The organism is Saprospiraceae bacterium (genome assembly GCA_026129545.1).
Classification (GTDB): Bacteria; Bacteroidota; Bacteroidia; order Chitinophagales; family Saprospiraceae; genus M3007.
The window spans coordinates 123,249-138,201 of sequence record JAHCHX010000003.1 but is presented as its reverse complement, the minus strand read 5'-3'; the positions used below and the strand labels follow the sequence as shown (position 1 = coordinate 138,201).

Annotated in this window: 10 protein-coding genes; 4 read left to right on the top strand and 6 right to left on the bottom strand. The window is 53.1% G+C overall.

Going from position 1 to position 14,953, the window contains the following annotated elements:
- The first annotated feature begins 129 nt into the window (after nucleotides 1–129).
- The 3 genes from KIS77_18370 to KIS77_18360 all read left to right on the top strand — a co-directional run bounded on the left by KIS77_18370 (nucleotide 130) and on the right by KIS77_18360 (nucleotide 8,662).
- On the top strand, nucleotides 130–3,906 hold the full coding sequence (locus tag KIS77_18370) for a PhoH family protein (protein ID MCW5924294.1): 3,777 nt from the start codon (nucleotides 130–132) through the stop codon (nucleotides 3,904–3,906).
- A gap of 304 nt (nucleotides 3,907–4,210) precedes the next feature.
- Entirely contained in the window at nucleotides 4,211–7,027 is a 2,817-nt protein-coding gene (locus KIS77_18365; GenBank protein ID MCW5924293.1) for a carboxypeptidase-like regulatory domain-containing protein, read from the top strand.
- A 57-nt stretch (nucleotides 7,028–7,084) separates the two neighbouring features.
- Nucleotides 7,085–8,662: a T9SS type A sorting domain-containing protein gene (locus KIS77_18360; GenBank protein ID MCW5924292.1), complete on the top strand. Its 1,578-nt coding sequence runs from the start codon at nucleotides 7,085–7,087 to the stop codon at nucleotides 8,660–8,662.
- A 131-nt stretch (nucleotides 8,663–8,793) separates the two neighbouring features.
- On the opposite strand, the gene KIS77_18355 is transcribed toward KIS77_18360, so the two are convergent.
- The 6 genes from KIS77_18355 to infC form a co-directional block, all read right to left on the bottom strand.
- Nucleotides 8,794–10,608 carry a PKD domain-containing protein gene (locus tag KIS77_18355; GenBank protein MCW5924291.1) on the bottom strand — a complete coding sequence of 605 codons (1,815 nt, stop codon included), beginning with the start codon at nucleotides 10,606–10,608 and terminating at the stop codon, nucleotides 8,794–8,796.
- Nucleotides 10,609–10,805: 197 nt separating this feature from the next.
- On the bottom strand, nucleotides 10,806–11,603 hold the full coding sequence (locus KIS77_18350) for a T9SS type A sorting domain-containing protein (protein ID MCW5924290.1): 798 nt from the start codon (nucleotides 11,601–11,603) through the stop codon (nucleotides 10,806–10,808).
- Nucleotides 11,604–11,881: 278 nt separating this feature from the next.
- Nucleotides 11,882–12,229, bottom strand: coding sequence for a 50S ribosomal protein L20 (rplT, locus tag KIS77_18345; GenBank protein MCW5924289.1), 348 nt, complete (start codon nucleotides 12,227–12,229; stop codon nucleotides 11,882–11,884).
- 198 nt (nucleotides 12,230–12,427) lie between these two features.
- A complete protein-coding gene (gene rpmI, locus KIS77_18340) occupies nucleotides 12,428–12,622 on the bottom strand; it encodes a 50S ribosomal protein L35 (GenBank protein MCW5924288.1) in 195 nt (64 codons plus the stop codon).
- Between the two features lie 111 nt (nucleotides 12,623–12,733).
- Nucleotides 12,734–13,222: a hypothetical protein gene (locus KIS77_18335; GenBank protein MCW5924287.1), complete on the bottom strand. Its 489-nt coding sequence runs from the start codon at nucleotides 13,220–13,222 to the stop codon at nucleotides 12,734–12,736.
- 284 nt (nucleotides 13,223–13,506) lie between these two features.
- Nucleotides 13,507–14,331, bottom strand: coding sequence for a translation initiation factor IF-3 (gene infC / locus KIS77_18330; GenBank protein MCW5924286.1), 825 nt, complete (start codon nucleotides 14,329–14,331; stop codon nucleotides 13,507–13,509).
- Here infC and KIS77_18325 point away from each other — a divergent pair.
- Nucleotides 14,315–14,887, top strand: a complete 573-nt coding sequence (locus KIS77_18325) for a hypothetical protein (GenBank protein MCW5924285.1) — start codon at nucleotides 14,315–14,317, stop codon at nucleotides 14,885–14,887. The genes infC and KIS77_18325 overlap by 17 nt on opposite strands.
- Nucleotides 14,888–14,953: the final 66 nt, after the last annotated feature.

Below are 14,953 nucleotides of genomic sequence, written 5' to 3'. Positions count from 1 at the left end.
TTCGTCGAAAGGCGGTCCCATGCCCCCAATTTAGAGAAAAACAATTTTTCCCCTAAACCTTTTGTTTCAAACTCGCATAAAAACCGTTCTTTTGCAACGCGCAATTGATTGGAAGCCAAACGCAATAATATGTCTGAAATCGAAATTCCTGCCGCATCCCCCGTTGAAGTGAAATCTGTGGCCATGCCTTCTTACAGTGGCGAGGCACTTGAATGGCTTTCCGCCCTGCCCAACGAGCCAATGAAGGCAGACCTCACCGCCATTGATGCCGATTTGGCCATCCGGTGCATCCACGAGATGGTGGAGGGGCGTAAATTCGATTTTACGGTGCAGGCCAATTTTCCGGCAGGCGAGTGGCTCAATCATTTCTACTTCGAGGCTCGCAACCGGGAAAAGGTGTTTGGTACCAAAAACCTCGGCATCGGCTACCCATTCGTCATGGCGCGGCTGGGCGGCTATCATGTAGCGGCACCGCTGTTCGTCTGGCAGTTTTCATTGGAACCACACTCGCAACACGTTGACCAATGGTCGGTACATCGAGGCGAAGGGCATTTCGTGGTGCCCAACTATCCCTTTTTCCACCTGCTTGATGCGCTGAACGGCACGGACTTCTCGCGGCGAGCCCAACAGATGGCCGAAGCCAAAAGCGTGAGTTCCAAGACGTTCGACGACCTCTGCGAGGGCATACGCCTCATGCTTGGCCTCGTGGAGGATGGCTTGCCGCTTAGCATTCAGCCATTCCCCTCCAATGGCACTGCGAAGACCATCATCACCGAAGGACGGCTGCTTTGGTCGGCAGTGGCGGGCATTTTCCCCACCCTGCCACGCACCACCGTGACCACCCCGCCTTCCGTCGCGCCCGATTTGCCAGCCGATGCCGCCGATTGGAAACACACCTTCACCATGTTGCCCCTCGACCCGTCGCAACGCTCGGTATTGCACGCCGTGCAGCACAACGCGCTCACCGTGGTGGAAGGCACGTCGGGCACCGGCAAGACCTACCTCATATCGGCGCTGGTGATGAACGCCCTGTCGCACGGCAAAAAGTGTCTCGTGGTGTCCAAGAGCATCAACGCGCTGCGTCGGGCACAGAAATTCCTGTTGGAGAAAGGGTTCGGCGACGTGTCTTTTGTGCTGCGCGACATCGCGGGCGACCAGCTCATGTTGGCCGATATGTTGCGCGCTGCCTCTGAAAACAAAAACAAAGCACTCTACGACGAGGAGCTTTTCAAAGCCGTCATCAACAAAACGCAGCGCGAGCAGCGCAAACTCGACGATGCTTGGGAAGAATTGCACGCGCCGCTTTTTGGCGAAATGTCCTTCACGGAAACGGTCGGGAAATTCCTCCGCGCCAACCGCATGGAGGGCAAAGAACTGCTGCTCAGCCACCTGAACCCGCAAGATTTTGAGTTTTCAAAAAGCGAATACAACGGCATCGTGGAAGCCATCTATGCCAGCGAGCCGCTGTTTCGCCGTTTTCCCACTTTGAGCCACCCATTGGGGCGGCTCAACAACTCGGTGTTCCTCAGCCAAGATGCCGACAAGGGGCTGGCTTGGACGGAAACCCTCGTGAAGGCCATGCTTGCCAAGGCAACGGCGCTTCACCACCGTTATATCTCCAAAACCAACGACTACTCGGAAAGCCTGCTCGACCACTACGAGCAGTATTACACCGAGTTGGCGGCCTACGTCAAGCGCATTCGCGATGGCTTGGAAGACGGCGTGAATCGCTTCGGAAGCGAGTTTGAAAAGCCAATTTCGGTGTCGGAAAAACTATACGGAGTGTTCAGCGACCGATACAAGGAAATCGTGGCGGCCAAAGAAAAAATCGGTGTCACTTTTGATGAAATGCGCCGCGCCTACGGCCTTCGCAAACATTTTGAGTTCGATTTCCCCGCCCACCTCGACAACAAGAACATCAAAAAAATATCCGAACTCACCAAAGACTTCGAGGCATCGCTCCGAATGTGGCGCAAGCGCATCCCCGCTGCCGTGCGCGAAGACGTGCGCCGACTCAACGGCAAAAGCATACAAGCCGACCTTGATTTCCGCGAGCAAGTGAAGGAATTGGAATACGCGATGGACGTGTTTTTGGAAGAATTCAACGCAACGGGGTTGTACCAAGATGCATTGAAACACGAGATGCTGACGATTCCGAAACGGCAAGAGTTTTTGGAGGAGGTCATCGCGCGTTTGGAAGACACGCAGTTCTACCTGCGCGATTTCGAGGATTTCCATATTTGGCAAAAACACTGGCTCGCCCTGCGCCCCGCAGAGCAAAAAGTAGTGCGAGCCTTGTGCAAAATCAAGCCGAACAATTGGCTTGCCGCATTCGAAAGTTGGTATTTGCACCACCTGCTGCAAAACGAGTTCAACCCCGGCATGGTGTGGGACGACGATACGCTGACCAATTTTGGCAGCCACCTCCGCGAATTGCGCGAGCTGCTCCCCTACCAAATCAGCGCCCTGTGGCAAAATCGCAAAAACAAGGCGCTGCGCGGGCTGCGCTCTGCCGACGGCAAAGCATTCAAGACTTGGTTTGGCAAAGACAACCGCACCCTTACCGCCGCGCACAAGCCCGAAGAACTGTTCCAAAAATACATCCAGCCTTTGACCGAGACGCTCCCGGTGCTGCTCGTGACCCCACAGGTGGCGCTCGACGTGGTACAGCTCTCAGGCATGACCTTCGACCTCGTGCTGGTGGACGAAGCGCACAACATCCCCAAACAAGAATGCTACCACCTGTTCCAGATGTCGAAAAATCTCGTGGTGCTCGGCGACTCGAAACAAGACATGACCCCGCAAGCAGAAGACGACTTTCTCGAATTTTGCAAGGGCATCGGCGCAAAAGACCACCATCTCGAGTACCAACACCAGGACAGCCCCGAAGAATGGGTGCGATTCAACAAAATCGCCTTCGACACGCCTTACAAGCGTCTGCCGTCAGGTAGAGCCGCCCGAGAGGCCACCGTCGTGGCCAACGTGGAAGGCCGCTACGACGAAAACACCCGCACCAACGAGGCTGAAGCCCGCCAAATCATTGATTGGCTCAACCTGATAGAACCAACCGCCGCCCGCAGCACCTACCCGGTGGTGGGCATCGCTTGCTCCACCGTGGAACAGCGCGACCTTATCGCGGGCCAATTGCTCAAAATCCGTCAGCGCAAGCAACCGGGTTTTGAAAAGATACAGCAGATGCTGCTCAGTGGGCTGGGAGTGTACCAATTCGCCGAGCTGCAAGGACAGCATGTGGATGTTTTGCTCATCTCGCTCGTGCACGGCACCACCAACGCACAAGGGGCGCTCACGCGGGATTTGCACTTCTGGAACACACAGCAAGGCCTCAACCAACTCCACATCGTGCTCACCCGCGCCACGCAAAAACTCTTTATCGCGCACTCCATCCCGCTGGGGCTATATGCCGTGCTGGCCGCCGACAAAAATTTCCTCGGCACCTGCATCCTCTCGCACCTCGTCACTTTCGCCGACTACCTTCAGCAAGGCGACTCGGGCGCCGCCGAGGAGCAACTGCAAAAAATGAAGGTGCTGCTCAATTACGCAGAGTCCTACTACCCATTCTCCGTCTTCATGGAAGAAGTGGAAATGGCGCTGCGGCCCTATTTTGAATCCAGTCAGATGCGGCGCAATGTGCAAGCCGCGGGCATGAGGGTGCCGCTATTCTTGCAGGCCAAAAACGACAAGGAGCAAAGCAGCGTCCTGCTGTTCGACGGGGTGCTGGCCCCCTCCGCGATGCCTTCCTATGAGTGGGAGGAGAAGATAAGGAACTACTTCCGCCGCAACAAAATAGAGGCTGTGCCAGTGCTCTCCGCGCAGTGGTGGAAAAGCCCGCGGCAGGAGGCGCGGCGCTTGGCGAGTCGTTTGCTGAAGAAGGGGGGAGCTGCGTAGGCATGGCACGAGTCCCGACAGAAATGTTTTTCTATCGGGACTCAGGCAGTACGCGAACAAGTGCCTACTCTTCGCTCGTGCCGTCAAGATTTTTTCTTTTTCCAAAATGGTTTTCACTTCCTTTGCTCGCTCATTGTTTTTGAGCCGAGGGGTGTTTGTTTGTGCCTATTTTTGACGAAGTTGGTTGAAGTCTTCCTTTTTCATTTTGGAATCAAATTTTCTTTCTTTTTTTGCCAAGCAAATAGGGTTTCACAAAAGCTGCCGATTCAAATAGTTTTTTCCGAAAACACAATTCAACTCCCGTATGAAGCAATTCAACAAAAATTTGATTTTCAGCCTATTGTGTTTGTTCCTCGGCAGCGCCGTGCTGACCGCGCAAGTCACCATTCGTGGCAAGGTGGTGGATGGCGAAACGGGCGAGGAACTGATAGGCGCGGCGGTGACCTATGTAGGCGGTGGTGGAGGCACCATCACTGACTACAACGGTGAATTCACCTTGAAACCCGATGCCCTGCCAGTGACGCTCAAAATCTCTTACACAGGTTACAACACGCAAGAAGTCGAGGTCGCCAGCACCAGCCAGCGCATCTTGGTGCGACTGCAAACGGGGGCCATACTCATCGAGGAAACGGTGATAAAAGGCCAACGCATTGACGACAAGCAAAAGGCCGCCCCGCTCACGGTGGAAAAACTCGATGCCATCGCCATCAAGGATGCGGCATCTTTCACCTTCTACAACAGCCTTGGCAACCTGAAAGGCGTGGACCTGACCACCGCCTCGCTTGGCTTCACCATCATCAACACGCGAGGCTTCAACTCGACCAGCCCGGTGCGCTCCCTTCAAATCATTGATGGGGTGGACAATCAGGCGCCCGGCCTCAACTTTTCTTTGGGCAACTTTTTAGGCTCCAGCGATTTGGATGTGAATAGCGTTGACCTCGTACAAGGCGCCAGTTCCGCCTTTTATGGCCCCAATGCTTTTAACGGGGTGATTTCGATGGAGACCAAAAACCCTTTTCTCAACAAAGGCTTGGCGGTGTCGTTCAAGACGGGCGAACGCGCTCTTTTTGAAACAGCCCTGCGCTGGGCCGGAGCAGTGAAAAACAAAGACGGCAAGGATTGGTTTGCCACCAAAATCAACCTTTTCTACTTGCGAGCCAACGACTGGGAAGCAGACAACTACGACCCAGTGACGGGCACAGAGTCAGGCGGCTTTTTTTACACCACCGCACAAAACCCGGGTCGTTATGATGCGGTGAATATCTACGGCGACGAATACCAGCCTCGTTTTGATGGCACTGGCAGCAGCTGGTGGAACAATACCCGCGCCGGCCTCGGCATCTATCACCGCACTGGCTACCGCGAAGTGGATTTGGTGGATTACAACACGCGCAACATCAAGACCAACGCGGCTTTCCATTTCCGCACCAAACCGTCACAGGACTTTGAATCGCCCGAACTGATTCTCTCTTCGAGTTTTGGCTCTGGCACGACGGTGTATCAAGGTGACAACCGATTTAGCCTCCGCGACATTTTGTTCTTTCAAAATCGCATCGAGTTTCGCAAGCGCGACAAGTATTTCATAAGGGCTTATGCGACCAACGAGGATGCCGGCAACTCCTTCGACCCCTATTTCACCGCTTTGCGCCTCCAAGAAGCCTCAAAATCGAACGAACAGTGGGCCAACGACTACGAACGATACTGGACGGCTGCCAACCTCGGGTACATCTATTTCAATCGTATGCGCCCCTTGGACTACCCGGAAGTCGGAGATAGCCTCGGGCTTTCTCAGTGGCTGCAGACCTACCGCGATTCGATGGCTTATTGGCATGGTCTTGCCGAAAATTTTGCCAACGTCGGCAACCCTGTGGGCACTTTCCCCACAAAGGACTTCTTCGAGCCGGGCACACAGCGCTTCGACTCGCTTTTCAACGCCATCACCTCGCGCAAATCCACGGACGCGGAGGGCGGCACGCGCTTTTTCGACAAGTCGGCGCTCTACCATGTGCATGGCGAGTATAATTTCTCCTTTTCTTTTCTCGACAAATGGGTGCTGGGCGCGAACGGCCGAATGTATCGCCCCAATTCGGAAGGCACCATTTTCAAAGACACGGCGGGTACCCGCATCACCAACAGAGAAGTGGGGGCTTACACTGGCGTGGAACATACTTTGGGGAAATTCAAGCTGAGCGGAGCCTTTCGACTCGACAAAAACGAGAACTTCAAATTGGTGCATACGGAGGCTGCCTCGGTGGTCTGGAACCCCAAGCCCAACACGTTTCTGCGAGCTTCGTTTTCCAGTGCCATCCGCAACCCCACGCTGTCCGACCAATACCTCAACCTGAACGTCGGTCGGGCACGCTTGGTAGGCAATCTTGAAGGTTTTGACAGCCTTATCACGCTGGAATCGCTGCAAGAGTACAGACGCCTGCCGGGAGGGAGCATCTCGCTGTTGCAATACTTCAATGTGGCTCCCATCCAACCCGAAAAGGTGAAAACCCTTGAAGCAGGCATTAGGACCACCTTGTTTGAAAAATTGTATGTGGACGCAGGTTACTATTACAGTTTCTACGACGATTTCATTGGGTTCAACATCGGGGTAGACCTGCCCATCGGGTTCTTTGGGCCAGAGTTCAACCGCTTGCAAATCTACCGCGTGGCAGCCAACTCCATCAATACGGTGACCACGCAAGGAGTAGCCATCGGATTTAACTACTATTTTGCGCGGTATTTCATGGCGCAGGCCAACTACTCATGGAATCGCCTCAATTCACAGATAGACGACCCCATCATTCCGGCCTTCAACACACCAGAGCACAAGTATAATGTGGGCGTGTCGGCTCGCGACCTGCCAGCAGGCCGCCGCAACGTTTGGGGGTTCAATGTGCTGTACAAATGGATTCAGGGCTTTATCTTTGAAGGCTCCCCACAATTCACGGGTTTCGTCCCAACATACGATTTGATGGACGCACAGGTGAACTACACATGGACACGCATGAACACGACTTTCAAAATTGGCGCGTCAAATGTGCTGAACAACAAGCAGTTTCAGACCTACGGCGGGCCGCGCATCGGGCGCATGGCCTACCTGAGCATACTCTACGACTTTCGCAAAAAATAAAATGTTCTAACTACCATTCCTTTGCACAACAACAACATCAACTAAAATCGCCTTTCCATGAAAAAATTCCCACTCCCTTTCCTGGCACTCTTCCTGCTTTGGAATTTTGTCGCCACCGCGCAACCCCACCGTTATCTCGAACAAGTTTTTTCCAACACCGTGAAAACCACTGGCGTGGTGTATGGCTCCAACTTCACCGTGCTGACCATCAGTATCACGGGTCATACTTCGAGAGAAAACCTATTGATGGACATCTACGAGCCGGAAGGAGACACTGAGGCGCAACGCCCACTGATTCTCTATTGTCACACGGGCAACTTCCTGCCATGGATAAACCCGGTTACTGGCCTGAGCGTCAACCAGTCTTGTGGCGGCACGCGCTTCGACCCTGCTGCGGTGGAAATGTGCACGCGCTTGGCTAAAATGGGCTACGTCGTGGCTTCCATTGACTACCGACTCGGGTGGCGCCCTGACTTGCTCGACGAGCTGCAACGTCGTTTCACCCTTATCAACGCTGCCTACCGTGGCGTGCAGGATGTGCGTGCCTGCATTCGCTTTTTCCGCAAGAACGTTGCCGAAGGCGGCAACACTTACCGCATTGACCCCAATCGGATTGTGGTGTTTGGACAAGGCACGGGCGGCTATCTCTCGTTGAATACGGCTGCTTTGGACAAGTATTCCGAAATCATCACGACATCTGAGCCAGGCAAGTTTCTCATCAACGGGATACCCATGGTAATTGAGGGCTACAATGGAGACCCTTATGGGATACAGACTGCTCCCGGCATTGTGGATGCCGCTTATGCTGCTGTCACAGGCTTCCCCGTCGGCGACACGCTTTATGTGCCCAACCACATTGGCTATGGCTCCGATTTCAAGTTGGCAGTGAACTTGGGCGGTGCCTTAGGTGACAAAAACTGGCTGGATGCCAACACGCCCCCGATTATTTCCTTCCATGTGCCAGACGACCCCTTCGCACCGTGTGGTGATGGCTTGGTTGTCGTGCCGGGCGTGAATTTCCCTGTGGTGAACGTGACAGGGTCTTGTGGGGTGCAACCAATTCAAGACCAGCTTGGCAACAACGACGTGTTCAAATTGGGCGGCCTGCTCGACGACCCAATTTCTGTACACGCTCGCACTATCAACAACGGCAACGAAGGCTTCTTCCCCTTACTGCGTGCTGCTACCAACTCAGCCCCTTGGGAGTGGAACGTGACCGTGCCGAACACACAATTGCCCAATGGCACCATCGTGCCGCTCAACTGCTCGACCAACGCAGCGCCTGCATTATCCACGATTGACACTATCATCGCCTTCTATGCGCCGCGCGCTTGCCGTGCATTGGGGCTTGATTGCCCGGGGGTTTCCACAAAAGCCGAAGACCTCTTTGATGTCAACAACATCCTGAGCGTGATGCCAAACCCCGCCAAAACCGAGATTTGGTTTAGCACGGATGCCGAGCATCCCATTCAGGCCATTGAGTTGTATGACATGAGTGGCCGTTTGGTCCGCGACGTTCGCTCCATCGAAAACAGCACTTACGTGCTTCGTCGCAATGGCTTGGTCAACGGAATGTATGTGGCCAAGCTCTATTTCCCACAAGGCGTGGCTGCCAAGCGCATTATGTTTGAATGAGTTTGCTGGAGTACTTTTTGATAAAAATGGCTGGCAAGGGTTTACCCCCTCGCCAGCCATTTTTTCTTGTCATTGGCGGCAGAATACCTAACGCGGAAACACAATCTCCATTCCGCATCAATACGCGCCAATCAACGCATCACCGCCAACTTCCCAATGCCTCTGAATCCCTCGGTCACGATTTCGACCATGTAATATCCGACATTGACATCGCCACAGTCAAACGAATGAGCATTGGCACCGTCCGCGAGCGGCATTGTTTTGACCAAACGCCCTGCCGCATCCCACAGACGGAGCGAGCCGCCGTTGGAAAGAGGTTTGCCCCAGCGCACTTGCACTTGTTCGGCAGCAGGATTGGGCAATAAGCCAAGCACAAGTGCAGCGACCTCTCCTGCGCTGACGGTGCAATCAAAACTGGGGTCGTACATCACCGTGGAAGAGTAAAAGCTCATGCAGCCCGTGGCCAAATCCGTTACCAGCAAGCCGTAATTGCCGCTTTGAGTGGCACAATAGCGGAACCCCGTCTCGCCGGGAATGGGGGCATTGCCGTTGTACCATTGCAACGCATACTGCGCAGGCAAAGCCGACGTGTCAACCAAGCGCAGCGAGTTGTTCACGTTGATGTAGAGCGGTGAATCCGGCAACGGATATATTTCCACCAAGACACTATCGGAAAAAGCCGAGCAACCATCGGGCGTAGTGACAGATACCTGATAGTAGCCAGTCTGCTTGGGATTGTGCAGAAAACTCGTTTCGTTTGGAATGGGCAGCTCGTCGAGCCACCACTGGTTGCCCACACCCGACGAAGAAAGCAGCAGCAAGGTGTTGGCACCCACACATTCAGATAGCCCGTTCGGAGCCAAAATGGTTGGAGGAGCTGGCTGCGGGTACACATAAACGGTGTCCCTCGAAAACACTTCCTTCACATCATGCAGGATGGTCACGATTAGTCTCAAAGGCCCGGAAGTCAGCGTGTCTCCGCTGTTGTTCACGGTAAAAGTGACCTCGCCGCAAGGGTCGTCAGTGCCTTTCAGCCCCGAATCCTCATCCCACACGGCAATGGTGTAGGTGAGCGTTGTGTCAAGAATCAAGTTGACCGGCCAAGTGTAGGGCAGCGGCGTGTTGTTGACGTGGGGAGACGAATCGAATATCTTTTCGCCGCTCGGATTGAACACAAGGAAATAAAGGTCGGGATTGTTAAGAGCATCGCTGCAACCCACCGACAATACTTTGACGCTGGCCAGTACGAATGGCGAGGTGTCAATTTTTGCATAGTAGTTCACCGGATACACGCCCGGTTCGTCGTAGGAGTGCGGTGGCGGGTTTTCGCCCTCGAAGGTGGTGCCGTCGCCAAAATCCCATTGATACGAAAAGCCGGGGTTGCCACCAGACGGGACGTTGTTCGTGAACGTCACCGTGGTGGAGCCGCAGCCCGTGAAGTCAGTCATGGTGAAGCCTTCCGTGATGCTGACCTCCGGAGCGATGTAGATGCGCAGCGGGAAAGTCGCCTCCTGAGTGATGAAAAACACGGTGGCCTTGATTTTCACCGTCATCACAAAAGAATCCGACTGCGTGGGGGTGCCACAGAATTTCACGCAGCCGTCCGTCTGGTTGGCTGTTTGAAAAATGGTCTGGTTGGGCTGCCAGAACAAGCCCGGCGGCACCCCTTCGATAGAAAGGATTTCAATTTGCGAAATAGGCAGTCCCGGAGGCGTGATGCTGTCAATGGCGTTCACGGGAGTGGTTGTTTTGGGCATTCTGAACGAAATGTCTTGGTTGTAAGCAACCCCCTTTTGGCCATCGGGCAAATCTTGGAGCAAAAGGGTGTCGGCTGGCAAATCGGCTGGCAAATTGACCACGCAACCGGGACAACCAATCTGAGCGTTCAGGGAAAAAACGAAAAACGTGGAGAAACAGAGAGACAGTAGGGTAGTGAGTTGTCGCATAAAAACAACCGGGTTTTAAAAAAATGAAGAAATACGTTGCGGAGGAAGGTGGGTAGGGCGATTAGCGCCAAAGGCGGCAACGACTTTTCAATGAGACCGGTTGATTAAAAAAGACTGTCGGAGGGGGCATCAGCCACATGGTTTATTGGGCGTTGGCTACACATTGTGCCCATAGCCAACGCCCAATAAGCCATCAACTATCTTGAAATGACCATTTTGCGTGTCACGCTACCATTGGCATTGCCAATTGTGTAGAAATAAGAGCCATTGGCCAAATCGCCCGCCTCGACGGTGAATTGGTTTTCGCCGTGCACCAACGCGAGCGTCTGCTGACGCACGCGGCGACCAAACAAGTCGAACATTTCAAAATTGAATTGCCCTGTAACCTCCGAAGTCACGCTGATGATAGTGGCATCAGAGAATGGGTTGGGCACGTTTTTTACCGACGCAATCTGGCTGTGGTAGTTGCGCGTGTTCATAATGCAAGCGCCCGCTTCTGCCAGCACAAAGTAATAATTGCCGGGTGCGATAGGTCCTGGGAACGTGACCGGGATGGTGAGGCCACCTGCCGACACGGTGGCATTGATGACCAAATCAGTGGTGTCGGGTGCTTGTGCGGGATTGTTCGGAGTGCCGTATAAGACGATGCAACCCAAGGTGTTCGCGTTGAACACACAATTGGGCGGGTCGCAAGCGTAAGTGATGCCGGAGGGCAGTCCCTGTATGGCACCCGTCGTGGCGATGCTTGCGTTCGTCAGGGGAATCATCACCCCCATGAAATTGAAGATAGGCGGCACTTTGATGGTCACGGACTGGGTGTAAGGCTCGCCGATACAAGCAGGTGCCAATGCGTACACCTGATAGGAATCGGAGTAGGGGCGAGGGGAAACGAAAACGGAGTCGTTCATCAGCAAGGAAGAGTCGCGCTCACATACTTGGGCAAACAAGGGGGCAATCGTCGAAAGAGAAAGGATGAAAAGGAAAGTTTTTTTCATAGTCAAGGTTGTTGAATGTTCAAAGAATCGGTTGGGAAAACGATTGAAAGTGAGAGGGTTGGTTTAAATCAGCGACCAATTTCCGGCATTTCCGCCACATATCGGAGCGATGCCGCAAAATTATACCATATATCGTAGGCGCATGGCTGAAAGGCGCGGGTCTTTTGGTTGTAAACCAGATGGTTGTGTGAATGTCATATCGCTCAAAAACAAAACGAGGAATCAGCCTCGCGGCCAATTCCTCGTTCCAACATTTTAACAGCGACTCTTCGCCAGCCTCAATTTTTCACCTTTTCGATGATGGCCTTGAACGCCGAAGGGTGATTGAGTGCGAGGTCGGCCAGCGCCTTGCGATTGAGGCCGATGCCCTTTTGACCGAGCGCGTGCATGAAGCGGCTGTAGTTAAGCCCTTCGGCACGAGTGGCGGCGTTGATACGCGCTATCCACAGGCGACGGAATGTGCGCTTCTTGAACCTGCGGTCGCGGAAGGCATATTGCCAGCCTTTTTCCAGCGTGTTTTTAGCTACGGTGTAAACTTTGGAGCGAGCGCCGAAATAACCGCGAGCGGCAAGCATGATTTTTTTTCTACGGGCGCGGCTGGCGGGGTTGTTGGTTGCTCTTGGCATGAGTGTGGTGATTTTTTAGTGCGACATCGGGATTGGTTTTCGATTGCTGATTCAAGAAAATCAATCCAAGCAATCATCAATTACCAATTCTTCCGTCCGATGGCCTCGTTAAAAAATGTGGTTTGAAAAAACCTTCCGCTTGCGCGGAAGTCGCGCTGTTTTTGAACGTCCGACAAAAGTGCGTTTTGCAAACAACGCTTACATAGCTAGCAGGCGCTCTATGCGTGCGTGTTCGGATTGGTCAACGACCACGCTACCGCGCAGATGGCGCTTCTGCTTCTTTGTTTTGGTGCTGGCGATGTGGCGCAGCCTTGCGCGATTGCGCGTTATTTTACCGGTACCAGTCACCTTGAAACGTTTCTTGGCGCTGGAGTGGGTCTTCATCTTCGGCATGACAAAAATGATGTACGTTTGAAAAATGGAGCGCAAAGGTAGCACTCTTGCGCACAGCAAAAAACAAATCCCCAAAATTGTTTCAAGAATTTTCCAACCGGATAAGACGCGTTATTCGGGGAAAATAATCCTCGTGCCGCAACCGCCGCTGCCGCTGGTGCAGCTGCATCGCTGGCTGGTGCAGCGTTCGACGAGCGTCTGCTCGCAAGAGGTGCAGGAAAATCGAGGGACGCACTCCATGACGCAGCCCGCGCCGTCGCCCGATGAAGTGAATATCAGCTCATCGCCCCGCTGTGTCAGCACGATGACGATTGGGTTGGGCGATGATTGATTCGGACGTGTGGCTGTTGCGCCGAGATAGTAGAACTGGCCCTGCGCATCGGTGCTGGTTTTCACGGCAGCGTTTGACAAAGTAGCCTCGTTGAGCACGAAATCGAACAGAGCGGTCAGTTCTGCATCTGTTTGGGTGAGCGTGGGCACTCCATTGACGAGAGCTCCGACATTAGACTTGTTGCGGTGGATGCCTTTGGCGAAGGGAAAGCCCTTTTTCCGACTGGCTTCGTTAAATTTTTCGCCGAATATGCCCGATTTCGACTGCAAAATTTGCCTTGCCAGTCGAAAAAATGACAATCCCCTTCACTCAAAGCCCTCCACCGCAACAAGTCTATTGATGTGGGATAGTGTTTGGGCATTGAGCTGGGTTGCGATGGTGTGCGCGAGCAATAGCAACACCACCTTCAGAAGATTTTTCATGTTGAAATCTGTTTTTGGAATGAGCAATAGCACGAAGAAACAAACTTTTTGAGAAGGGGGGCAAAAAAAGAACATCCTGCCCAATACGCTGGGCAGGATGTTTTTGAATGAGGCAATATGCTATCAAGGCATCATTCTTCCTCTTTTTTCTTTGGGGCCACTTTTTTGGGAGTCAGAATGACATTCATGCGTTTGCCTTCCATGCGTGGAAGTTGTTCTGCCGTGCCATACTCTTCCAATTCTTTCAAAAAGCGAAGCAGCAACAACTCGCCTCGGTCTTTGAACACGATGGCGCGGCCCTTGAACTGGACATAAGCCTTCACTTTATTGCCTTCTGTAAGGAAGTTTTTGGCGTGGCGCACTTTGAAGTCAAAGTCATGGTCGCCCGTTTCGGGACCAAAGCGGATTTCCTTCAATTCCACCTTGGCGGTATTTGCTTTCAGTTCTTTTTCCTTCTTTTTCTTCTGGTAAAGGAACTTGTTGTAGTCCACGATGCGCACCACGGGTGGGACGGCGTTGGGCGAGATTTCAACCACGTCAAGTCCCAATTCCTCGGCCCATTTTTGCAATTTGGAAGTGTGATACACGCCGCTTTCGACAGGATGCCCTGCCACCGCACTGATTTCCTCAAGGTTGTCGCCTACGAGGCGCACTTCATTGGCGCGAATGAAATTGTTGATATTGTGTTCTGGGGGGCGTGGGCCGCGATTGAACGGGCGCCCTCCCCCGGGGCGTGAACCGGGCGGGCGATTGCCTGTTGGTTTGGGTCGGAAAGGTTTATAAGCCAAGTAATAAGTTGGTTTGGTGAAAAAATTAGGCACACGAAACAGATGCGGTGTGCCTATTACTTTTTTAACATGACACAAAAGTAAAGTTATTCTGTGTTTCAAAAGGTTGTGTAGCACGGAAAAATTTTTTGTTTTAGGTTTGAGGCCAAAAATGCAAGACGCGCTCATGTCTTTTCCCAAGCCTCGCTTGCTCTTTGCCTTGTTGCCGCCCACGTTGGCCGTCGCGTGGGCGATGCGTTGGGCGGATAGTCATTTGAAAACCAGCGAGGCCGCCTGTCGCATAGCAGGTCTCGACATCAGTTCGCCAGTGCTCTGTTTTGAGTTTGCTTGGACTATCGAAAAAGCCGATGCCATGCTTGCTTTTTGGAACGGGCGGGTGCATTTTTTGACCTTTGGCTTCGGGTTGGACTTTCTGTTTCTTTTACTCTATCCTGCTATTTCGTTCCTCTTTTTGCGGCTCGTTGCCCAACACAGCCCCGCTCATTGGTTGAAGTGTGTCGCTGCATTTTGGGCTCCTTTCGTACTCGTCAGTGGCTTCTTTGATGCAGTAGAAAACGTCTGCCTGCTGCGTTACATCTTTAGCCACCGTGCCGATTCCTTGCTAAAAGTGGCAGGTATTTGCGCGGGCATCAAGTTTGCGTTGTTGGCTGTCAGCGGGTTCATAATTTTGATTGGGGTGGTGGCGATGGCGTTTGAATGGACGAAAAATAGGTCAAGGGATTGAGTATGTGTGTTTCGATGCTGAAAACCTACCTTTGGGTATCTGAAAATCAAATCTTTGCACCGCTGC